Raw genomic sequence first — 20112 nt, 5'->3', positions numbered from 1 at the left:
GGCCGGTGCGCTGTCGCTGCTGGGGGCCCGGGCCGGTGCGGCGCCGTTGCGGGGGCGCTGCCCCCGGACCCCCGCGCCTCAAACGCCGGCGAGGCTGATTTTCGCCCGGCGGGCCTGTGCTTCGCCCCGGCGGGGCTGGATTGCCCGCAGGGCAATTTCAGCCCCGCCGGCGTTTGAGGCGTGGGGGTCCCCCCGGACGGAGTCTGGGGGAGGGTCTGGGGCGGAGCCCCAGGAAGCTCCGCGCAGCGGAGGGCGACCGGCGGCTAGACCACGGCGCCGCGGCCCGGATCGTCATCGTCCTCGTCGCCCTGCGACATCCGGCCCACCAGCGTGGCGAACCCGCCCAGGAAGCCCCCGATGCCCAGCGTCGTGAGCCACCACGTCATGTCCCACCGCAACAGCACCGCCAGCAGCAACAGCACCGGTCCGCCCACCACCGCCAGCCACGCGAACTTCGTCGTCGTGTCGGCCTGCGGCAGCTCCGGCTCCGGCGGGACGAAGTGTCCCTCGTCCGCCGCACCGGGGTCGTCGTCCTTCGGCTCCGCCAGGGAGTGGTCCCGGGGGCCGGTCATGCCCACACCCGGAGCGAAGACCACCGAGCTCCCCAGGGCGGCAGGGCCCGCGCCCGGGCCCCCTTCCTCCTCCGGCTCAGGACGCGACGGCTCCGGCTCCGGCTGGACGTCCTCCTCCGGCAGCATCAGGTTCTCGATCGGTCTGAACGGCCGCGCCCCCGGCGGGTCCGGCGGTTCCTGCCCGTACCCGGCGACGATCGCCGCCCATGCCGCCTCCTCGTCCAGCGGGGGCACACCCCCTGGCGATTCCTCGTGCTCAGCCACCGCTGGCCGCCCCCTCCCTGACGCTCTCCGTGAGCCGCCCGACGAACGCGAAACTGTCCGCGAAGATCCGCTCCGCGTCATGGTCCAACGTCGCGACGTGGTAGCTCTGTTCCAGCAGGGTCTCGGTGACATCCGTGGACGACACCCGCGCGAGGATCCGCGCCGAGTCGGCCGGCGGTACGACGTGGTCCTGCGGGCTGTGCAGCAGCAGCACCGGCTGCGTCACCTGCGGCAGCTCCGTGTCCACCAGCCGCAGGAGATTCCGCAGGGAGTGCGCGGCCCGGGTCGGAACCCGGTCGTACCCGACCTCCTCCGATCCCGGCTTGGCGATGTCGCTCGCGATGCCCGCGGTGGACCGGATGAAGTGCTGGGCCACCGGGAGGGCGAAGGCCAGCGGGTCGTGGACCTTGTTGGCCGGGTTGACGAGCACGATGCCGCTGATCGCGTCCCCGTGCTTCGCCGCCAGCCGCAGCGTCAGCGCCCCGCCCATCGACAGCCCGAAGACGAACACCCGCTCGCACCGGTCCAGCAGTTCCCGCAGTGCGCGGTCCACCTCCGCGTACCAGTCCTGCCAGCCCGTGAGCTGCATGTCCTGCCAGCGCGTCCCGTGCCCGGGCAGCAGCGGCAGCGAGACCGACAGCCCCCGCTCGGCGAGATACTCGGCCCAGGGGCGCAGCGACTGCGGGGAACCGGTGAAGCCGTGGCAGAGAAGCACACCGACCTCTCCGCCCTCGTGGCGGAACGGCTCTGCTCCAGGGAGGACGGGCACCAGGGTCTCCTTCGAAGGGGTGGGGGGTACGTAGCGCTGTGTGACTTCACCGTACGCGACCGGGGTGACACCGACCAGGGTCGTCGGGCCGCTGTGAGGGGACCCAGGGGATAAGGTCTGTTCGACAGACACAGGAAGGCATTCGAGTTGATCTACGGCGCAATGAAGTTCTCCATCGGCGGTTCCCTGAAGCTCGCCTTCAGGCCGTGGGTGGAGGGCCTCGAGAACATTCCCGCGGAGGGGCCGGCGATCCTCGCGAGCAACCACCTGTCCTTCTCCGACTCCTTCTTCCTCCCGGCCGTGCTGGACCGGAAGGTCACCTTCATCGCGAAGGCGGAGTACTTCACCTCCCCGGGCGTCAAGGGCAAGCTGACGGCCGCGTTCTTCAAGGGCGTCGGCCAGCTCCCGGTGGACCGCTCCGGTGCCCGCGGCGCCGGTGAGGCCGCCATCAAGAGCGGTATCGAGGTCATCGAGCGCGGAGAGCTGTTCGGTATTTACCCCGAGGGGACGCGTTCACCCGACGGCCGCCTCTACCGCGGCAAGCCCGGCGGTCTGGCCCGCGTGGCCCTCGCCACCGGCGCCCCCGTGATCCCGGTGGCGATGATCGACACCGAGAAGATCCAGCCGCCCGGCAAGGTGCTCCCCAAGCTGATGCGCCCCGGCATCCGCATCGGCAAGCCGCTGGACTTCAGCCGCTACCAGGGCATGGACAACGACCGCTTCATCCTGCGCTCGGTGACCGACGAGGTCATGTACGAGATCATGAAGCTTTCCGGCCAGGAGTACGTGGACATCTACGCCACGGCGGCGAAGCGGCAGATCGCCGACGCCGAGAAGGCCGCCAAGGCCGCCGAGAAGGCGGAACAGGCGGACAAGGGCGGGGCGTAGTACGGGGCGTAGAACGGCGCGTAGGCGGGCGGTACCGCCCGCGAGGGGTGGGGAAGATGGCGAAACGCGAGCGCGTCGTACGCATGTCCGTCGAGCAGCCGCTGTGGCGGGCTCTGACGGTCTACCGGCTGCTCACCATGGTCTACGCGGTGCTGCTGTTCGCCTCCGCGTACAAGAGGTTCGACCGCCCTGGGATCGCGGCCGGCTATCTCGCGGTCCTCGGCGTCTGGACCCTGGCCACCCACCGCAAGGCGGCGAACGCCGCCAGCTGCACCAAGCGGTTCCTCGGCGCCGACCTCACCGTCGCCATCGTCGGCATCCTGCTCACCCCGCTCGCGGACACCCACGAGCGGATCGCGGCCGGCGGCCCCACCCTCCCCACCATCTGGACGGCGGGCTCGGTCCTCGCCTTCGCCCTCAAGGGCGGCTGGCGCTGGGCCGGTTTCGCCTCGACCTTCGTGGCCGCCGCCAACGTCATCATCCACGGCGGCGACCCCACCCGGGACACCCTGCACAACGTCCTGCTGGTGTGGGTCGCCTCCATCGCCATCGGGTACGTGGTCGAGGTCGCCCGGGCCAGTGAGGCGACGCTCGCGCGCGCCCTGGAGATCGAGGCCGCCACCCGGGAGCGCGAGCGCCTCGCCCGCGACATCCACGACGGTGTCCTCCAGGTCCTCGCCATGGTCCAGCGGCGCGGCACCGAGCTGGGCGGTGAGGCCGCCGAACTCGGCAGGATGGCGGGCGAGCAGGAGGTGGCGCTGCGCACCCTGGTCTCCAGCGGGCTGGTGCACACCTCCCGGATCTCCCGCGACGAGTCGCTCGGCGCGCTGGTGGACACGTACGAGGTGGACGAGCCGGGCGCCGATGAGGGGGAGCTGGATCTGCGGACGCTCCTCGCCCCGCACGCCGGGTCGAGGGTGAGTTTCGCCGAGCCGGGCACCCCGGTGCCGCTGCCGGTGCCCGCGGCGAAGGAGCTGGCCGCGGCGGTGGGAGCCGCCCTCGACAACGTGCGCAAGCACGCGGGGGAGGGCGCCCGGGCCTGGATCCTCGTCGAGGACTGGGGCGACGAGGTGATCGTGACCGTTCGCGACGACGGCCCCGGCATCCCGGCCGGCCGGCTCGACCAGGCGGAGGGCGAGGGCCGGATGGGCGTGGCCCTGTCCATCCGCGGTCGGCTGCGCGACCTCGGCGGCACCGCCGAGCTGGTGTCCGTCCCCGGGCAGGGCACCGAAGTGGAACTGAAAATACCGAGGGGGAGGACCCAGTGAGCGAACCGCACGAGATCAAGGTGATGGTCGTCGACGACCACCCGATGTGGCGGGACGCGGTCGCCCGCGACCTGGCCGCGGCGGGCTTCGACGTGGTGGCCACCGCCGGGGACGGCCCCGAGGCGGTCCGCCGGGCCCGCGCCGCCGCCCCGCACGTGCTGGTCCTCGACCTCAACCTGCCCGGCATGCCCGGGGTCCAGGTGTGCAGGGAGCTGGTCGGGGCCAACCCGGCGCTGCGGGTCCTCGTCCTGTCGGCCAGCGGCGAACACGCCGACGTCCTGGAGGCGGTGAAGTCCGGGGCGACCGGTTACCTGCTGAAGTCCGCCGGCGCCCAGGAGCTGATCGACGCGGTCTGCCGCACGGCGGCCGGCGACCCGGTCTTCACCCCCGGTCTGGCGGGCCTGGTCCTCGGCGAGTACCGGCGCCTGGCCACCCACCCGGTGCCGGCCGCCCCCGACGAGCCGAAGGCCCCGCAACTGACCGACCGCGAGACCGAGGTGCTGCGCCTGGTGGCCAAGGGACTCTCGTACAAGCAGATCGCGGAGCGGCTGGTCATCTCCCACCGCACGGTGCAGAACCACGTCCAGAACACCCTGGGCAAGCTCCAGTTGCACAACCGGGTGGAGCTCGTCCGCTACGCGATAGAGCGCGGCCTCGACGACGCGTAGTCCTCGTACGAGTGAACGGGGCGGATCCAACGCCTCGTAATTCCACCGAACTTGCCGCTTCCCAAGCCCTTGCTGTGACCTGAGTCACCACTAGCGTGACCGTCATGGCGAAGGGAGTTTCCATGAAGGTCGGAGTGCTGACGGGTGGCGGCGACTGCCCCGGACTCAACGCGGTGATCCGGGCCGTCGTACGCAAGGGCGTACAGGAGTACGCGTACGAGTTCGTCGGCTTCAAGGACGGCTGGCGCGGCGCGGTCGAAGGGGACACCGTCCCGCTCGGCATTCCCGCCGTCCGCGGGATCCTGCCGCGCGGCGGGACCATCCTCGGGTCCTCGCGCACCAACCCGTTCAATCAGGAGAACGGGGTCCGCCGGATCAAGGAGAACCTGGCCAAGTACGAGGTGGAGGCCCTCGTCGCGATCGGCGGCGAGGACACCCTGGGCGTGGCGGCCAGGCTGTACGAGGAATACGGCATTCCGTGCGTGGGCGTCCCGAAGACCATCGACAACGACCTGTCGGCGACGGACTACACCTTCGGCTTCGACACCGCCGTCGGCATCGCGACGGAGGCCATCGACCGGCTGCACACCACGGCCGAATCGCACATGCGGGTGCTGGTCGTCGAGGTCATGGGCCGGCACGCCGGCTGGATCGCCCTGCACTCGGGGCTGGCGGGCGGCGCCAACGTCATCCTCATCCCCGAGCAGCGCTTCGACGTGGACCAGGTGTGCGCCTGGGTGACCTCGCGGTTCAAGGCGAGCTACGCGCCGATCGTGGTGGTCGCGGAGGGCGCGATGCCCTCGGACGGGGAGCTGGTCCTCAAGGACGCCACGACGGACTCCTTCGGGCACGTCCGGCTCTCGGGCGTGGGCGAGTGGCTGGCCAAGGAGATCGAGGCGCGGACGGGCAAGGAGGCCCGGACGACGGTGCTCGGGCACATCCAGCGCGGCGGTACGCCGAGCGCGTTCGACCGCTGGCTGGCGACGCGGTTCGGGCTGCACGCGATCGACGCCGTGCGGGAGGGGGACTTCGGGAAGATGGTCGCGCTGAAGGGGACGGACATCGTCCGGGTGCCGATCCTGGAGGCGACGTCGAAGCTGAAGACGGTGGACCCGGCGCTGTACGCGGAGGTCGGGGTGTTCTTCGGCTGACATCCGGCGGGGCCGTTCGCGCGATCTCGCAATTCGCGCCGCGTTCACCCGGCGGACATGTCGGGCCCGCGCCGGATGATCTAGATTCGCCGCGTGGACATACCTGATTGGCTCCGCTGGATCATGCTGGCCCTCGCCCCGGTCCAGCTCCTGTTCGCCTACCGCGCCGTGCGGCTGCTGCTCGGCGCGGAGCGCGGCGAGCGCACGGGCCGTTGGCTGGACGTCGCGGACAGCTCGCTGAACCTGGTGGTGATCTGCGCGCTGGGGTTGGGCAGCATCACCGTCCTCGTGGTCGCGGCCCCGGTGATGCTGGCCGTGCTGACGTGGAAGGGCGTCCGGGACGTCCTGTCCCGCCGCGCGACGAAGGCGGCGGCCCCCGCCACCGGGGCGGGGGCCACCGCCGGGCCGGCCGACTAGACGAGCAATCGTCTAGGCCACGGCGACCGTGACGCCGGCCAGCAGCTCGCGCAGCAGCTCCGCGCCGCGCAGGGTCAGTACCGACTCCGGGTGGAACTGGACCCCGGCGAAACCGGACGCGGAACGCACGGCGTGGACCTCGCCCGTCGCGAGGTCACGGGCGACCTCGACCCCCCTCAGGCCCAGCCGGTCCGCCGCCGCGTCATCGCAGTGCGCGGTGTACGTGTTGTAGAACCCCACCACCTCCTCGGCCCCGAACAGGGAGATCCGCGTCTGCGCCCCCTGCGCCGGCTCCGCCTTGCGGACCAGCGGCAGCCCGAGCTCGGCGGCGAGCAGCTCGTGCCCGAGGCAGATCCCCAGCAGCCCGCCCCGGTGCGAGGCCAGGAGCTCCCGCGCCAGCCCGCGCAGCATCCGCATCTTGGGGTCGTCCGCGTTCGCCGGGTTGCCCGGTCCCGGGCCCAGCACGATCGGGCCGTCGTCCCAGGCCAGGGCCGCCGCCCGCAGCCCCGGATCGTCGTAGCGGCGTACGGTCACCTCCAGCCCGGCCACCCGCACCACGTGCGCCAGCATCGCGGTGAAGGTGTCCTCCCCGTCCACGACCAGGGCGTGGCCCGTGATCCCGGCCGGCCGCTCCTGCATCCGGAGCCAGAACGGCGCCAGGTCGCGGCGCCGCGCGGCGAGCGCGGCCCGGACCCGGGGGTCGTCCGCCAGCCGCGCCCCCTCGAAGGCCGGCCGGGGCGCACCGGGCCGGACCCCCAGCGCCGCCAGCACCCCCGCCGCCTTCGCGTGCGTCTCCGCCACCTCGCCCGCCGGGTCGGAGTGCCGCACCAGCGTGGCGCCGACGGGGACGCGCAGGGTGCCGTCCGCCGCGATGTCGGCCGTGCGGATCAGGATCGGGGAGTCCAGCGTCTGCGCCCCGGCCGCGTCCAGCCCCAGCAGGGCCAGCGCCCCGGCGTAGTAGCCCCGGCCCCTCCCGTCCCGCCCGAGCGGCTCGTAGCGCTCGATGACGCGGCAGGCGTTCTCCACCGGCGAGCCCGTCACCGTCGCCGCGAACATGGTCTCCCGCAGCACCTCCCGCACGTCCAGCGAGGACCGGCCGCGCAGCTCGTACTCGGTGTGCGCGAGGTGCGCCATCTCCTTCAGCCGCGGCCCGACGACCACGCCGCCCATGTCGCCGACGGTGCACATCATCTTGAGCTCCTCGTCCACCACCATGGACAGCTCCTCGGTCTCCTTGCGGTCGCCGAGGAACGCGAGGAGGGATTCGGCCGTCGGGCCGGAGGCGGGATAGCGGTACGTCCCGCTGATCGGGTTCATCACGACCGTGCCGCCGGACATCCGCACGTGCACCTCGGGGCTGGCCCCGACCAAGGTCCTCTCCCCGGTGTGGACGACGTACGTCCAGTAGGCGCCGCGCTCGCCCTCCAGCAGCCGCCGGAACAGGGCGAGCGCGTCGGCCCGGCCGAAGCCGTCGATCCGGCCCTCGTAGGTGCGCCGGATGACGAAGTTCGCGCCCTCCCCGCGACCGATCTCGTCCTGGATGACGCGCTCGACGATGGCCGCGTACTCCCCGTCGGGGACGTCGAAGCCGCCGCCCTCGACGCGTACCTCGTGGGCCGGGAGCCCCGCCAGGGCCTCGGCGAGCGGGATCTCGTAGGCCTCCTCGGCGACCAGCACGCTCAGCGGCGTCCCGTCGTCGCGTACGTCGAATCCGCGCTCCCGGATCTGCCGGAACGGCACGAGCGCGAGGGTGGGGAGCTCCCCGACGGGCAGGTCGGCGAGGCGCTCGGCCTCGTGGACCGGGCCGATCAGCACCTCGACGACGTCGTGGTCGCGGCCGGGTGTCCGGCGCCGCAGCAGGGCGAACGGCGGGCAGGAGTCGTCGAGCAGTCGGCTCAGTGGCTTCAGTGGATTCGGTCGGTTCAGTCGGTTCAGTCGGCTGCGGTCCATAGGGCTGGGCTTCCTTCTCGGTGAGGGTGCGGTGAGAGGAGCGGCCGGGCCCGGAAAACAGAAAAGGCCGCCCCGGGGCGGCCTTCGCGTGGTTCGTGCCTTCAGGTACGCGAGAGAAGTGGGCCGCCGGAAGCGGGCCACCACCAGTTCTGGTTCGTGTGCGCGTACATGCCGCCGACCATAGCTGAAATATGTCCGTCTCACGTAGTGGGCGCCTGGCTGGACGCGGCGTGTGACGACGTAATGTGTATGAGGTGACCGTGAACGCTGAAACCCAAGCCCCCGCCTCCAAGGCGACCTGGCGAGACCTTCCCGCGGCGCAGCAGCCTTCGTACCCCGATGCCGAGGCTCTGCGCGCTGTCGTCGCGGACCTCGAGTCGTATCCTCCCCTCGTTTTCGCCGGTGAGTGCGACCAGCTGCGCGCCCGTCTGGGAGCCGTCGCCAAGGGCGAGGCGTTCCTCCTTCAGGGTGGCGACTGCGCCGAGGCCTTCGACGCCGTGTCCGCCGAACACATCCGCGCCAAGCTGAAGACGCTGCTCCAGATGAGCGCCGTCCTGACGTACGCGGCCTCCGTGCCCGTCGTCAAGGTCGGCCGTATCGCGGGCCAGTACTCCAAGCCGCGCTCCAAGGACACCGAGACCCGCGACGGCGTCACCCTGCCGACCTACCGCGGCGACTCCGTCAACGGCTTCGCCTTCACCGAAGAGGCCCGGATCCCGGACCCCGAGCGGCTGAAGCGCATGTACCACGCGTCGGCCTCGACGCTGAACCTGGTGCGCGCCTTCACCACCGGTGGCTACGCCGACCTGCGCCAGGTGCACGCCTGGAACCAGGACTTCGTGAAGAACTCCCCCTCCGGGCAGCGCTACGAGCAGCTCGCGCGGGAGATCGACAACGCGCTGAACTTCATGAAGGCCTGTGGCACCGACCCGGCCGAGTTCAAGGCCGTCGAGTTCTACGCCTCCCACGAGGCGCTGCTGCTCGACTACGAGGGCGCGCTGACCCGCACCGACTCGCGCACCGGCAAGCTGTACGACACCTCGGCCCACATGGTCTGGATCGGCGAGCGCACCCGCCAGCTGGACCACGCGCACATCGAGTTCTGCTCGCAGATCGCCAACCCGATCGGCATCAAGCTCGGCCCGACCACCACCGTGGACGAGGCGCTGACGTACATCGACCGCCTGGACCCCGAGCGGCAGCCGGGCCGGCTGACCTTCGTCGTCCGCATGGGCGCCGACAAGGTCCGCGACAAGCTCCCCGAGCTGGTCGAGAAGGTCACCGCCTCGGGCGCCACCGTGGCGTGGGTGACCGACCCGATGCACGGCAACACCTTCGAGGCGGCCTCCGGCCACAAGACGCGCCGTTTCGACGACGTGCTCGACGAGGTCAAGGGCTTCTTCGAGGTCCACAAGGGCCTGGGCACCCACCCGGGCGGCATCCACGTCGAGCTCACCGGTGACGACGTCACCGAGTGCGTGGGCGGCGGCGACGAGATCTTCGTCGACGACCTGCACCAGCGCTACGAGACGGCCTGCGACCCGCGGCTCAACCGCAGCCAGTCCCTGGACCTGGCGTTCCTGGTCGCCGAGATGTACCGCGATCAGTAACCGGCTGTAGCGACGAACGACTGTGGGGCGCGGATCGATGTGATCCGCGCCCCACTGTCGTATCCGGGTCTTTTAAGGTCACCCTCACTTTGGGTACGGTTAGGTAAGCCTCACCGAATAGGGGATGGCTGACCGAAACCGCAAGAACCCTTGCCGTCCCGGAGGTGAAACCGCGTGTACGTCTGCTCTTGCTTCGGAATCACCGACAAGCAGGTCAAGGAACACGCGGCTGCCGGGGCCTGCACCCCCCGCCAGATCGCCTCGGCGACCAAGGCCGGAACCGACTGCGGCTCCTGCGTACGCACCATCCAGGGCCTTCTCGGCCGCGGGGCCTGCCCGCGCCGGGAACTGCTGGAGAACGGTGAGGCGGCCGCCGTCCTCGCCGCCTCCCCGACCCCGACCCCCGCCCCCGCTCCGCGGCTCGTCGAAGCCGCGTAGCGCCCGGCCGGGACCGGGCGGGTGCGTCAGCTCTCGGGCTGCTCGATCTGCTGCGCGATGTACAGCGGCTCCCCGATGCTCTCGATGAGCGCCAGCTGGGTGTCGAGGTAGTCGATGTGGTGCTCCTCGTCCTCCAGGATCTCCTCGAAGAGCCGCGCCGAGGTGATGTCCCCCTTGCCGCGCATGACCTCGATCCCGCGCTTGAGGCGGTCGATCGCCTCCACCTCCACCTGCCGGTCCGCCTGGAACATCTCCGTCAGGGTCTGCCCGACGCGGACGTGGAAGAGGCGCTGGTAGTTCGGCAGGCCGTCGAGCAGCAGGATGCGCTCGGTGATCTTGTCCGCGTGCTTCATCTCGTCGATGGACTCGGCACGGGTGTAGTGGGCGAGCTTCGTCCAACCCTTGTTGTCCTGGATCCGGTAATGGAGCCAGTACTGGTTGATCGCCGTGAGCTCGCCGGTCAGCTGCTCGTTCAGAAACTCAAGGACCTCGGGGTCGCCCTGCATCGCAGAGGCTCCTTCCAAGCAATGTCAGCTAGGTGACTGGGCAGTGCGCGCATCCTTGCACCGCCGCAGGGGGCCGTCCAGTAAGTGCCTCCTTAGTGCGAGTTACGGTGACGTGTCCGGATCGCCCCGGAGCTGGTCATGACCACCCCGCCCGGTCTGTCACCATGGAGTCATGGGTCAGCCGGAAAGCCGGGAATCTCCGGGAGCAGAGCAGTCGGAGCTCCCGCCGGGGCAGCGGTTGCAGCGAGGCTGGCCGGTCACCCATTACGGGCCCGTACCCAAGTTCAAGCCGGACCGCTGGGAGTTCCGCGTCTTCGGCGCGACGGCCGACGGCGAGAAGCACTGCTGGAACCACGAGGAGTTCACGGCCCTGCCGTTCGAGTCCGTCGTGGCGGATCTGCACTGCGTCACGAAGTTCAGCATGGTCGGGGCCGAATGGGGCGGGGTGCTCGCGCGCACCGTCCTCGAACTGGCTCCGCCGGCCCCGCAGGTCACCCATGTGATGGTGTGGGCCGAGTACGGCTTCAGCTCGAACATGCGGCTGGCCGATTTCGCCTCCGAGCGGACCGTTTTCGCCACCCATCAAGGTGGCGAACTGCTGACCGCCGAGCACGGCTTCCCGCTGCGGCTGGTCGTCCCGCACCTGTACGCCTGGAAGGGCCCCAAGTGGGTGCGCGGTGTCGAGTACATGACCGCCGACCGCCGCGGCTTCTGGGAGGAGCGCGGCTACCACAACATCGGCGACCCCTGGCGTGAGCAGCGCTACTCGTACCAGGAGGAGCCGGGCGAGGGCCCGGAGATCTGAGCGGGTCCGATGACTGCTCGGCGTGACCCCTCGGCGTGACCCCTCGGCGGATCAGTGGAGCTCCCGGAGCTCCTTCAGCAGCGCCACGTCCGCCGCGTGCCCCTCCTTGCCGCCCGGGGTCTCGATGATCAGCGGTACGCCCTCCATCGCCGGGTGCGAGAACAGCTCGGCGAAGGCGTCCCGGCCGATGTGGCCCTGACCGATGTTGGCGTGCCGGTCCTTGTGGGCGCCGACGCCCTCCTTGGAGTCGTTGGCGTGGATCAGCTTCAGCCGGCCCTCGCCCACCGTGTCCACCAGCAGGTCCAGCGTCTGCTTGGTGCCGCCGGGCTCCGCCAGGTCGTGCCCGGCCGCGAAGATGTGGCAGGTGTCCAGGCAGATGCCGAGCTTCGGATGGTGGTCGAGCGCTTCGAAGTACGGGCCGAAGTCCCAGGTCCGCGAGCACAGCGAGAAGCCCTGCCCGGCCGTGGACTCCAGCAGCAGGAACGGGTCGTCGTCATGCGTCAGCTCGTCCAGCAGCGGCAGCATGTGCTCCCTGACCTGCGCGTACGCCTCCTCGCGCGGGCGCCCTCCGGTCGCCGAGCCGGTGTGGACGACCACCCCGAGCGCGCCGATCTCCCGACCGCGGCGCAGCGAGTGCCGTAGCGACTCCACCGACTTCTCCACCGTCGCCTCGGTGTGGGAGCCGAAGTTGATCAGGTACGGGGCATGTACGTACGCCGGGATGCCCTCGGCGGCGCACTGGGTGCGGAACAGCTTGTCCTGCGCCGGATTGCCGACCGGGGTGGCCCACCCGCGCGGATTGGCGACGAAGACCTGTACGGCCTCGGCGCCCATCTCCCGGGCGTACGTCAACCCGACCGAGGCGAGACCGCCGGCGACGGGGACGTGCCCGCCCACGGGATTGCGCCCGACGGGGTGGAGGGCCTGCTCGGTGTGCTCCACGTACGACTACAACCCCTTGGTCCGGATGACGATCGTGCTGCCCTCGGGGGCGCTTTGGCCCCCGGGCACCGACTGGGCGGCGATGGTGTCGCTGAAGGACAGGAACGGCTTCTCCACCTTCACCTTGAAGCCCAGCGCCTCCAGCGTCTTGCGCGCCGCGTCCGCGTCCTGGCCGGTCACGTTCGGCACCGGGATCTGGCGCGGGCCCTTGGACAGCGTGAGCGTCACCGTGTCGCCGGCCGCGGCCTGGGTGCCGGCGCCGACCGACTGGACGGCGACCGTACCGGCCGGGAAGGGGGAGTTGAGCTGCTCGGCGGCCGTCTCCACCTTGAGGCCGAGGCCCTGGAGGGCGGCGCGGGCCTGGTCGAGCGGCCTGCCGGTCACGCCGGGGACCTGCACCGGTCGGCCCTTGCTGACGAGGAGCGAGACCGCCGTGTCGGGCGCCCGCTTCTCGCCGCCGGCGGGGTCGGTGCTGATCACCGAGCCCTGTGCGACGTCCTGGCTGAACGCCTGCGAGACGACCCCGGGCGCCAGTCCCGTCTTCGCCAGCTCGGCCTTGGCCTCCTCCAGCGGACGGCTCTTCAGGTTGGGCACGGCCACGACCTCGGGACCGCGCGAAATCGTCAGCGCCACCGCGCCGTTGCCGCGGATCCGCTTCCCGCCCGCGGGGTCGGTGTCCATCACGGTGCCCCGGTCGAAGGCCTCGCTGAACTTCCGGTCCACCCGCTTCACGCCGAGACCGGCCGCCGACAGCTCGGACTTCGCCTGCGCCTCGCTCTTGCCGAGCAGGTTCGGGACCTTGGTGAACTGGCCGGAGTTGATGTACCAGACGCCGGTACCGAGGCCGAGCGCGAGCAGGACCCCGACGACGACGAGGAGCAGGCCGCGGCGCTGAGCGCGGGCGACCGGTGCCGGCGCCGGTGCCGGGGCCTGTCCCTGAGCCTGGGACAGCGGCGGGAGCATCAGCCGCGACGTCTGGTTCATGGACTCTCCCCCAGCTACCGCTGGGGGTGCCCCCAGCGGGGCCACCGGCCTGGGGACCACGCTGGTGCGGTCCTCGGTCGAGGTCCGCTCCTCGGCGCGCGCCTGCGGCGGTACGCGGTCCAGTTCGGCGTCACTGAGCCGGATACGGGCGTCGAGGGTCAGACCCAGCAGGGAGGCGGCGTCGTAGGGGCGCAGCTCGGGGTTGCGGGCGGCGGCCTGGGCGACGAGCTCGTCGAGGGCGACGGGGAGCCCCGGGACGGTGGCCGACGGGGGCGGAACGTCCTCGTTGAGGTGCTGGTAGAGCACCTGGGCGGGGCTGCCGCCGGTGTGCGGCTTGGCGCCGGTCAGCATCTCGTACAGGACGACGCCGCAGGCGTAGACGTCCACGCGGGTGTCGGTGACGCCGTTCTCGATCTGCTCGGGGGCGAGGTAGGAGACGGTGCCGAGGACGGAGTCGGTGGTGTTGGTGACGGAGTCGACGGAGCGGACCAGCCCGAAGTCCGCGACCTTGACCCGGCCGTCGTCGCCGATGAGGACGTTCTCGGGCTTCATGTCGCGGTGCACGAACCCGGCCCGGTGGGCGGCGCCGAGGGCGGCGAGTACGGGTTCGAGGATGTCGAGGGCGGCCCGGGGCTGGAGGGCGCCGCGCTCGCGGAGCACGTCGCGCAGGGTGCAGCCGGAGACGTACTCCATGGCGAGGTACGTGTAGGGGCCGTCGGTGCCCTGGTCGAAGACGCCCACGACGTTGGGGTGCGCGAGGCGGGCGACGGACTTGGCCTCGCGGATGAAGCGGTCGACGAAGGCGGCGTCGGCGGCGAGGGCCGGGTGCATCACCTTCAGTGCCAGGACGCGGTCGAGGCGGGTGTCGAGGGCGCGGTAGACCGTGGCCATGCCGCCGGCCGCGATGCGGGCGTCGACGCGGTAGCGGCCGTCGAGCACGCGCCCGACGAGGGGGTCATCCAGGGTCGTATCCACCCGGCGATTCTACGATCGTACGGTGGCGTCCCGGCCAGGGTCCCGTCCCTTGCAGCTCACCTGTGACGTGGGCGGGGGCGTACGGTCCTACACGCGTGCGGGGCCTTCACCCCATCGGCCCCCCGCTCGCGGCCGGTGTTTGCCCACCCGCCCCCTCGGCGACGGGGCGGGTCCGGGCCGTCCTGCTCGGCGGAACCTTCGGGTGGCGGGTCCGAGCTGGGGCCCTGGCAGGCGGCCAGCCCCCACCAAAACTCGACCACAAGCCCCTCGGGGGAGAGTGGGCGCTCAGATCGCTACGCGCTCCTCGCCGACGGCGTCCGGCGGCCGTCGGTGGCTAAAGCCGCCCGCGACAGAGGACACTGCCTCCGCCTCGGCTGCGTCAGCGAATGACCGGACCCAGTCCGGCTCGCCAATCATTGATGCGCTTACGGATGCTGGGCACCATCGGCAGATCGTCGATGGCCTCGGGGGTGAACCACGCCACCTCGAACGACTCGTCAGATGTTCGGAGCTTGCCTCCGGTAGGGCGGGCGAGAAGACAGATCGAGAATTCCTGCCGGACCTCGCCGTCGTCGTAGGCGAAGACGTGTCCGGGGTTGGTGTACGTCCCGACGATTCCGGTGATCTCGACCGTGATGCCGGTCTCCTCGAAGGTCTCCCGGACCGCGCAGTCACCGATGGACTCCCCGAGCTCCATCTTCCCGCCGGGGAGTGCCCACATCCCGTTGTCCGTGCGCCGCTGCAACAACACCCGGCCGTCCTCATCGACGACGACCGCTGATGCCGCAGGCACCAGACTGTTTGCCGTGGGCGCGTTGGGATCGTCCTCGTAGTCACGCCTGGCCATGTTGTCTCGTCTCCCGAATGTCGCGTCCTCGGCTCCACAGCTCTTCGACATGGGCGGCGAACCGGTCGAACATCCCGTCCGTCTGCCTGCGTCGTAGATGCATCATCGGCGAATCGTGGCCAACCCTGCGGGCCAGGATCGGGGTAACGATCATCTCGTCGTCGAAGCGGAAGGCGGAAAGGTTGACGTGACCGGTCTCGAACCGGCCTTCGATACCGCTGACGTCGCGCAGTTTCTCCAGCTCGCTCAGTGTCACGGCGATGCGGGTAGACAGAGTCAGCGGGACGCCCTCCTCGGCTTCCCTTGCCGTGGTGACCGGGCTGCTCGGGTCGCCGATCAGGAACCGCACGCGGCATCCGCTCTGGGCCTTGCGCCGCAGGGCGGATGCCAGGTTCGCCTGCTCCAGCCACAGGAAGTAGTTGGTGTACCCGGCGAATACCAGCTCGCGCTGCGCCTTCGTCACCAGAGACTTCCAGAGGCTTGCCGGCGCGGCCGAGCGATAGGGAAAGACCTGGACTATCTCTCTGTCCGGCCCGGTGGGTGGACGGAACGAACCGTAACGGTGGAACGTCCCAAACGTCCTGGGAACGCGGTACCAACGCTCTGACGAGGGACAGAACATCGGTGCATGCCTGGCCCACGAGACCAAACGGTCTCTCAGGACCGGGAGTTGACCAGCACAACCGTGAAGGTCGTCTCATCGACCTCGTAAGCAATCGGGAGGGCGCGATGGCGACCACCAAGGAGACGGTGACGGGCCAAGGCCCATGGGAATACGTGACCTACGCTCCTCCCGGACATCGGTGCTCGGAGTGCCGCCGCGGCATCAAGCCGTTTGACGTCGTCCGTCGAGGGGCCATCGACCAGACCTCAGGCCCTCGTGGCGTGATCTACAGGCACGAGGGCCATTGCCCCGGCGAGAGCGCGGTCGCCTGATGGATATGCAGACCTGGAGGGACGGCCGAAGCCGTGCCGTTGACGCCGCCGAAGCGATACGAGCTGCCCTGGCGTCCCTCGATGTCACCGAAGCCGCGTGGAGCAGCGTCCGGCCATTGGTCACGCAGACCGGCAGACCCTACGTCGATCTCGGAACGGTCCGGGCTGACGTAGTGGAGCAACTGGCGGAGGCCCTTCGAGCCACGACGACTTCCGTCCGCCGGCCCGTCGACTGACGTCCGAACAACCCGCAGTCGCGGCCTCCGGGACGGACTATGGGTCTGCCGGGAAACCCCCAAGACTTCTCTGATTCCGCCCAGCCGGGACCCCGCCACCCCCCGACCCCGGCAAACAGGACGGCCCGGGCACGTGGCTGGCCCCGGCCCCGGCCCGGGTCCAGCGCCGAGCCGCGCGAGCGGCGCGTCAGGAAGGCCAGAACGCCGGGTGTTCCGGGTCGAGGGTGGCGCGGCCAGTGGTGGGGGAGGAGGGCTCCGCGAAGCGGCGCTGGGGGATGCGGCCCGCGCGGTGGGCCAGCCGCCCCGCCGAGACGGCGTCCCGCATCGCGGCAGCCATCAGCACCGGCTCCCGCGCCCGCGTCACCGCAGAGGCCAGCATCACCGCGGCGCAGCCGAGTTCCATGGCCAGGGCGACGTCGGACGCCGTGCCCGCCCCCGCGTCCAGGATCACCGGAACCTCCGCCCGCTCCGCGATCAGCTCGAAGTTGTGCGGGTTGCGGATCCCCATCCCGGACCCGATCGGCGACCCCAGCGGCATGATCGCCGCGCAGCCCACGTCCTCCAGCTTCCGCGCGAGCACCGGGTCGTCGTTCGTGTAGGGCAGCACCGTGAACCCCTCGTCCACCAGGGTCTCGGCGGCGTCCAGCAGCTCCACCCCGTCCGGCAGCAGGGTCCGCTCGTCCGCGACGACCTCCAGCTTGATCCAGTCGGTGCCCAGGGCCTCGCGGGCCAGCCGGGCGGTCAGGACGGCCTCGCCCGCCGTGAAGCAGCCCGCCGTGTTGGGGAGTACGGAGATGCCCAGCCGGTTCAGGACCGACAGGACCGAGCCCTGCACGGTCGGGTCCAGCCGGCGCATCGCCACCGTCGTGAGCTCGGTGCCGGACGCGACCAGCGCGCGCTCCAGGACGTCGAGGCTCGGGGCCCCGCCGGTACCCATGATCAGACGGGAGGAGAAGGTCCGGCCGCCCAGCGTGAAGACGTCGTCAGCCATAGTTCAGCCCCCCTGGACCGCGGTGAGGATCTCGACCCGGTCGCCCTGGCCCACCGGCGTGAGCGGCCACTGCCCGCGCGGGACCACGGTCTCGTTGAGCGCGGCGGCCACCCCGGAGGGGGCCGCTGTCAGCGTGGCGACCACCGCGTCCAGGGTGGTGCCGGCCGCGACCTCGCGCGGCTCGCCGTTGACGGAGACGGAGACGGAGGAGAGGGTCATCGGTACGACTCCTGAAGTGCCGGGGTGAAACGACGTGGGGTGAAGGGGCGTGCGACCTCCGGCAGTTCGCCGGTGGCCAGCAGCTCCGCCATCACATCGCCGGTGAGCGGGGTGAGCAGCACCCCGTTGCGGTAGTGCCCGGTGGCCAGGTGCAGGCCCGGCAGGTCGGTCGGGCCGAGCAGCGGCGCGTTGTCCGGTGAGCCGGGCCGCAGCCCCGCCCGGGTCTCGGTCAGCGGGAGTTCGGTGATGCCGGGCACCAACTCGTGGGCGTCGCGCAGGAGCTCGTACACCCCGCCCGCGGTGACCGTGGTGTCCCAGCCGAGTTCCTCGCTCGTGGCGCCGACGACCAGTTCGCCGTTCTCGCGCGGGACCAGGTAGACGTGGCTGCCGCGCACGACGGCCCGTACGGTCCGGGACAGGAACGGCGCGTACGCGGGCGGCACGGTCAGCCGCAGCACCTGCCCCTTCACCGGCCGGACGGGGGGCACCACCTCCGGCGGTACGCCGGCCAGCCGGCCGCTGAGCGAGCCCGCGGCCAGCACCACCTGGTCGGCGCGCGGCTCCGTACCGTCGTCGAGCAGTACGCCGACGGCCCGGTCGGCGCTGACGAGCAGCCGCTCGGCGCTCGCCCGGCGGATCTCCACGCCGGCGCGCTCGCAGGCGGCCAGCAGCGCGGCCGCCAGCCGGCGCGGATCCACCTGGTGGTCGCCGTCCACGCGCAGGCCGCCCCGGACGCCCGGGGCCAGCATCGGCTCCAGGCGGCGGCACTCGCGGCCGGTGAGCCACTCGGAGTCCAGGCCGCAGCGGCGCTGGAGGGCGTGCAGCTCGCGCAGGTGGAGGCGGTCGTCGGCGTCGAGGGCCACGGCGAGGGTGCCGCAGGCGCGGTAGCCGATGTCCAGACCGCCGCTGGCGTCGGCGAGCTCGGCGGCGAACGCGGGGTAGCGGGCGGCGGAGGCGAGATTGAGGCCCAGCAGGGTCTCCTCGCCGTAGTGCAGCTCGGTGACGGCGGCGAGCATGCCGGCCGCGACCTGGGCGGCGCCGCCGCCGGGCGCCGGGTCGGCCAGTACGGTGCGCAGCCCGCGCCGTGCCGCCCGCCAGGCGGTGACCAGGCCGATGATCCCGCCCCCGATGACGAGGACGTCGGATCCCTTCCGAGATGAGTGCATGGGCGTCCAGCCCCTCCCTTCGCCGGCATGACCCGGATCAGGTTCGTACGGTCGGAGGCCGGCCAGCCTCCCTCTCAGCCCGGTACGTCCGGACTCCCGCGATAGGTACGGTGGCCAGACTAACCCCGGCGCCGACCCCGGGTAAGGCTGCCTCCCCGGGCCGGTGCCCGGCGCTGTTCCCGCCCGCTATTCCTGACGGGTCGTCAGGAGATTAGGGTGGGCCGGGTGAGCGAGCAGACGGAACAGACTCAGAGCGGTGTCGTCATCGCCGGCGCCGGAATGGCCGGGGTGCAGACCGCGGTGGCCCTGCGGGAACAGGGCTACGCCGGCCCCGTCACCCTGCTGGGCGCCGAACCCCACCAGCCCTACGATCGGCCCCCGCTGTCGAAGGCGGTGCTGCTCGGCAAGGCCGAGGACTCCGCGTTCGACGTGGACTTCGAGGGCCTCGGCATCGAGCTTCGCCTCGGCGTGGAGGTCACCGGCCTGCGGGCAGCCGAACGCGAGCTGGACACGGAGGCGGGCCCGGTCCCGTACGGGGTCCTCGTGCTGGCGACCGGCGCAGAACCGCTGAACCTGCCCGGGGCGGAGGGCGTCCCGGGCGTGCACCTGCTGCGGACCCTGGACGACGCGGCGCGGCTGCGCCCGGTGCTGGCGGCGGCGCCGGCCATGGTGGTCGTCGGGGCGGGCTGGATCGGCGCGGAGTTCGCCACGGCGGCGCGGCAGGCGGGCTGCGAGGTGACGGTCGTCGAGGCGGCGGACCGGGTGCTCGCGGGCTCGCTGCCCGCGGAGGTCGCGGCTCCGATGGCGCGGTGGTACGAGGAGGCCGGCGCGACCCTGCTGACCGGCGTGAAGGTGGCCTCCGTGACGCCGGGCCGGGTCCGGCTGGAAGACGGCCGCGAGCTGCCGGCGGGCGCGGTGGTCGTGGGCGTCGGAGCCCGCCCGGCCACGCGCTGGCTGGCCGGTACGGGCGTCGAGCTGGGGCCGGACGGCTCGGTCACGGCCGACGCCCACCTGCGGACCTCCGTGCCCGGCGTGTACGCGGTGGGCGACTGCGCGTCGTTCCCCTCGGAGCGGTACGGGACGCGGCTGCTCGTGCACCACTGGGACAACGCGCTGCAGGGCCCGAGGGTGGTCGCGGCGAACATCCTCGGGGACGGGGAGCGGGTCTACGACCCGGTGCCGTACTTCTGGTCGGAGCAGTTCGGCCGCTTCGTCCAGTACGCGGGCCACCACGGCGGGGCGGACACCCTGCTGTGGCGGGGCGACCCGGCCGAGGACACCTGGTCGGTGTGCTGGCTCCGCGCCGGGGTCCTGGTCGCGGTCCTCGCGGTGGGCCGCCCCCGCGACCTGGCCCAGGGGCGCAAGCTGATCGAGGCCGCCACCCCGGTGGACCCGGCCAAGGTCGCGGACCCCGGGATCCCGCTGAAGTCGGCCTCGGCCTGACGGCCGCCCGGGCTCCGCCCGGACCCGCGCCTCAAACGCCGGCGAGGCTGGTCTTGGGCGATTGAGG

20 protein-coding genes and 1 riboswitch are annotated in these 20112 nt (G+C 71.6%); of the genes, 9 read left to right on the top strand and 11 right to left on the bottom strand.

Features of this window, described 5'->3' with window-relative positions:
* Nucleotides 1–263 precede the first annotated feature (263 nt).
* Nucleotides 264–917, bottom strand: a complete 654-nt coding sequence (locus MTF65_RS28800) for a hypothetical protein (RefSeq protein WP_279399637.1) — start codon at nt 915–917, stop codon at nt 264–266.
* Complete coding sequence (locus tag MTF65_RS28795) at nt 829–1605, bottom strand: carboxylesterase (protein WP_243631914.1); 777 nt, start codon at nt 1603–1605, stop codon at nt 829–831. Before MTF65_RS28795 ends, MTF65_RS28800 begins: the two co-directional genes overlap by 89 nt.
* Before the next feature lie 162 nt (nt 1606–1767).
* Between MTF65_RS28795 and MTF65_RS28790 the strand changes: the two genes are divergently transcribed.
* The 5 genes from MTF65_RS28790 (at nt 1768) to MTF65_RS28770 (ending at nt 5997) form a co-directional block, all read left to right on the top strand.
* The gene (locus MTF65_RS28790) at nt 1768–2493 is read left to right on the top strand and encodes a 1-acyl-sn-glycerol-3-phosphate acyltransferase (RefSeq protein ID WP_243631936.1); all 726 of its coding nucleotides are present in this window, start codon (nt 1768–1770) and stop codon (nt 2491–2493) included.
* A gap of 56 nt (nt 2494–2549) precedes the next feature.
* Nucleotides 2550–3761 (top strand): MacS family sensor histidine kinase, encoded by a 1212-nt coding sequence (gene macS, locus MTF65_RS28785; protein WP_243631913.1) that lies wholly within the window; start codon nt 2550–2552, stop codon nt 3759–3761.
* A gap of 23 nt (nt 3762–3784) precedes the next feature.
* Nucleotides 3785–4429: a response regulator transcription factor gene (locus MTF65_RS28780; protein ID WP_243631935.1), complete on the top strand. Its 645-nt coding sequence runs from the start codon at nt 3785–3787 to the stop codon at nt 4427–4429.
* A 122-nt stretch (nt 4430–4551) separates the two neighbouring features.
* Nucleotides 4552–5580 carry a 6-phosphofructokinase gene (locus MTF65_RS28775; protein ID WP_243631934.1) on the top strand — a complete coding sequence of 343 codons (1029 nt, stop codon included), beginning with the start codon at nt 4552–4554 and terminating at the stop codon, nt 5578–5580.
* A gap of 93 nt (nt 5581–5673) precedes the next feature.
* Complete coding sequence (locus MTF65_RS28770) at nt 5674–5997, top strand: hypothetical protein (protein WP_243631912.1); 324 nt, start codon at nt 5674–5676, stop codon at nt 5995–5997.
* Nucleotides 5998–6009: 12 nt separating this feature from the next.
* Here the strand turns inward: MTF65_RS28770 and MTF65_RS28765 are convergent, their stop codons facing one another.
* A complete protein-coding gene (locus tag MTF65_RS28765; protein ID WP_243631911.1) occupies nt 6010–7947 on the bottom strand; it encodes an anthranilate synthase family protein in 1938 nt (645 codons plus the stop codon).
* Between the two features lie 245 nt (nt 7948–8192).
* Here MTF65_RS28765 and MTF65_RS28760 point away from each other — a divergent pair, with 245 nt between their 5' ends.
* Both MTF65_RS28760 and MTF65_RS28755 read left to right on the top strand, forming a co-directional pair.
* On the top strand, nt 8193–9557 hold the full coding sequence (locus MTF65_RS28760) for a class II 3-deoxy-7-phosphoheptulonate synthase (protein ID WP_374207318.1): 1365 nt from the start codon (nt 8193–8195) through the stop codon (nt 9555–9557).
* A gap of 174 nt (nt 9558–9731) precedes the next feature.
* Nucleotides 9732–9995 carry a bacterioferritin-associated ferredoxin gene (locus MTF65_RS28755; RefSeq protein ID WP_243631909.1) on the top strand — a complete coding sequence of 88 codons (264 nt, stop codon included), beginning with the start codon at nt 9732–9734 and terminating at the stop codon, nt 9993–9995.
* A gap of 26 nt (nt 9996–10021) precedes the next feature.
* Here MTF65_RS28755 and bfr read toward each other — a convergent pair whose 3' ends face one another.
* The gene (gene bfr / locus MTF65_RS28750) at nt 10022–10501 is read right to left on the bottom strand and encodes a bacterioferritin (RefSeq protein ID WP_243631908.1); all 480 of its coding nucleotides are present in this window, start codon (nt 10499–10501) and stop codon (nt 10022–10024) included.
* A 172-nt stretch (nt 10502–10673) separates the two neighbouring features.
* On the opposite strand from bfr, the gene MTF65_RS28745 reads away from it, so the two are divergent.
* The gene (locus tag MTF65_RS28745) at nt 10674–11306 is read left to right on the top strand and encodes a sulfite oxidase-like oxidoreductase (RefSeq protein WP_243631907.1); all 633 of its coding nucleotides are present in this window, start codon (nt 10674–10676) and stop codon (nt 11304–11306) included.
* Between the two features lie 51 nt (nt 11307–11357).
* On the opposite strand, the gene MTF65_RS28740 is transcribed toward MTF65_RS28745, so the two are convergent.
* The 7 genes from MTF65_RS28740 to thiO form a co-directional block, all read right to left on the bottom strand.
* Nucleotides 11358–12248 (bottom strand): deoxyribonuclease IV, encoded by an 891-nt coding sequence (locus tag MTF65_RS28740; RefSeq protein ID WP_243631906.1) that lies wholly within the window; start codon nt 12246–12248, stop codon nt 11358–11360.
* Nucleotides 12249–12254: 6 nt separating this feature from the next.
* Nucleotides 12255–14207: a Stk1 family PASTA domain-containing Ser/Thr kinase gene (pknB, locus tag MTF65_RS28735; protein WP_243631905.1), complete on the bottom strand. Its 1953-nt coding sequence runs from the start codon at nt 14205–14207 to the stop codon at nt 12255–12257.
* A gap of 379 nt (nt 14208–14586) precedes the next feature.
* Entirely contained in the window at nt 14587–15054 is a 468-nt protein-coding gene (locus tag MTF65_RS28730) for an NUDIX hydrolase (RefSeq protein ID WP_243631904.1), read from the bottom strand.
* Nucleotides 15041–15517 (bottom strand): DUF5919 domain-containing protein, encoded by a 477-nt coding sequence (locus MTF65_RS28725; RefSeq protein ID WP_243631903.1) that lies wholly within the window; start codon nt 15515–15517, stop codon nt 15041–15043. Before MTF65_RS28725 ends, MTF65_RS28730 begins: the two co-directional genes overlap by 14 nt.
* A gap of 896 nt (nt 15518–16413) precedes the next feature.
* Nucleotides 16414–17217, bottom strand: coding sequence for a thiazole synthase (locus MTF65_RS28720; protein ID WP_243631902.1), 804 nt, complete (start codon nt 17215–17217; stop codon nt 16414–16416).
* A gap of 3 nt (nt 17218–17220) precedes the next feature.
* A complete protein-coding gene (gene thiS / locus MTF65_RS28715) occupies nt 17221–17436 on the bottom strand; it encodes a sulfur carrier protein ThiS (protein ID WP_243631901.1) in 216 nt (71 codons plus the stop codon).
* Complete coding sequence (gene thiO / locus MTF65_RS28710; RefSeq protein WP_243631900.1) at nt 17433–18602, bottom strand: glycine oxidase ThiO; 1170 nt, start codon at nt 18600–18602, stop codon at nt 17433–17435. Before thiO ends, thiS begins: the two co-directional genes overlap by 4 nt.
* Nucleotides 18600–18712: riboswitch (TPP riboswitch) on the bottom strand. It overlaps the preceding gene by 3 nt.
* A gap of 115 nt (nt 18713–18827) precedes the next feature.
* Here thiO and MTF65_RS28705 point away from each other — a divergent pair.
* Nucleotides 18828–20045 (top strand): NAD(P)/FAD-dependent oxidoreductase, encoded by a 1218-nt coding sequence (locus tag MTF65_RS28705; RefSeq protein WP_243631899.1) that lies wholly within the window; start codon nt 18828–18830, stop codon nt 20043–20045.
* The last annotated feature ends 67 nt before the right edge of the window (nt 20046–20112 follow it).

Source organism: Streptomyces sp. APSN-46.1, assembly GCF_022815725.1.
GTDB lineage: Bacteria > Actinomycetota > Actinomycetes > Streptomycetales > Streptomycetaceae > Streptomyces.
Note: the sequence above shows the minus strand (reverse complement) of the source record. Positions and strands in the feature narration are given on the sequence as shown.

Coding starts and splice junctions, on each gene's coding strand:
- MTF65_RS28800 (WP_279399637.1), bottom strand. CDS start 917: ATGACGCGGAGCGGATCTTCGCGGACAGTTTCGCGTTCGTCGGGCGGC.
- MTF65_RS28790 (WP_243631936.1), top strand. CDS start 1,768: ATGAAGTTCTCCATCGGCGGTTCCCTGAAGCTCGCCTTCAGGCCGTGG.
- macS (WP_243631913.1), top strand. CDS start 2,550: ATGGCGAAACGCGAGCGCGTCGTACGCATGTCCGTCGAGCAGCCGCTG.
- MTF65_RS28780 (WP_243631935.1), top strand. CDS start 3,785: ATGGTCGTCGACGACCACCCGATGTGGCGGGACGCGGTCGCCCGCGAC.
- MTF65_RS28775 (WP_243631934.1), top strand. CDS start 4,552: ATGAAGGTCGGAGTGCTGACGGGTGGCGGCGACTGCCCCGGACTCAAC.
- MTF65_RS28765 (WP_243631911.1), bottom strand. CDS start 7,947: ATGGACCGCAGCCGACTGAACCGACTGAACCGACCGAATCCACTGAAG.
- bfr (WP_243631908.1), bottom strand. CDS start 10,501: ATGCAGGGCGACCCCGAGGTCCTTGAGTTTCTGAACGAGCAGCTGACC.
- MTF65_RS28745 (WP_243631907.1), top strand. CDS start 10,674: ATGGGTCAGCCGGAAAGCCGGGAATCTCCGGGAGCAGAGCAGTCGGAG.
- MTF65_RS28730 (WP_243631904.1), bottom strand. CDS start 15,054: ATGGCCAGGCGTGACTACGAGGACGATCCCAACGCGCCCACGGCAAAC.
- MTF65_RS28720 (WP_243631902.1), bottom strand. CDS start 17,217: ATGGCTGACGACGTCTTCACGCTGGGCGGCCGGACCTTCTCCTCCCGT.
- thiS (WP_243631901.1), bottom strand. CDS start 17,436: ATGACCCTCTCCTCCGTCTCCGTCTCCGTCAACGGCGAGCCGCGCGAG.
- thiO (WP_243631900.1), bottom strand. CDS start 18,602: ATGCACTCATCTCGGAAGGGATCCGACGTCCTCGTCATCGGGGGCGGG.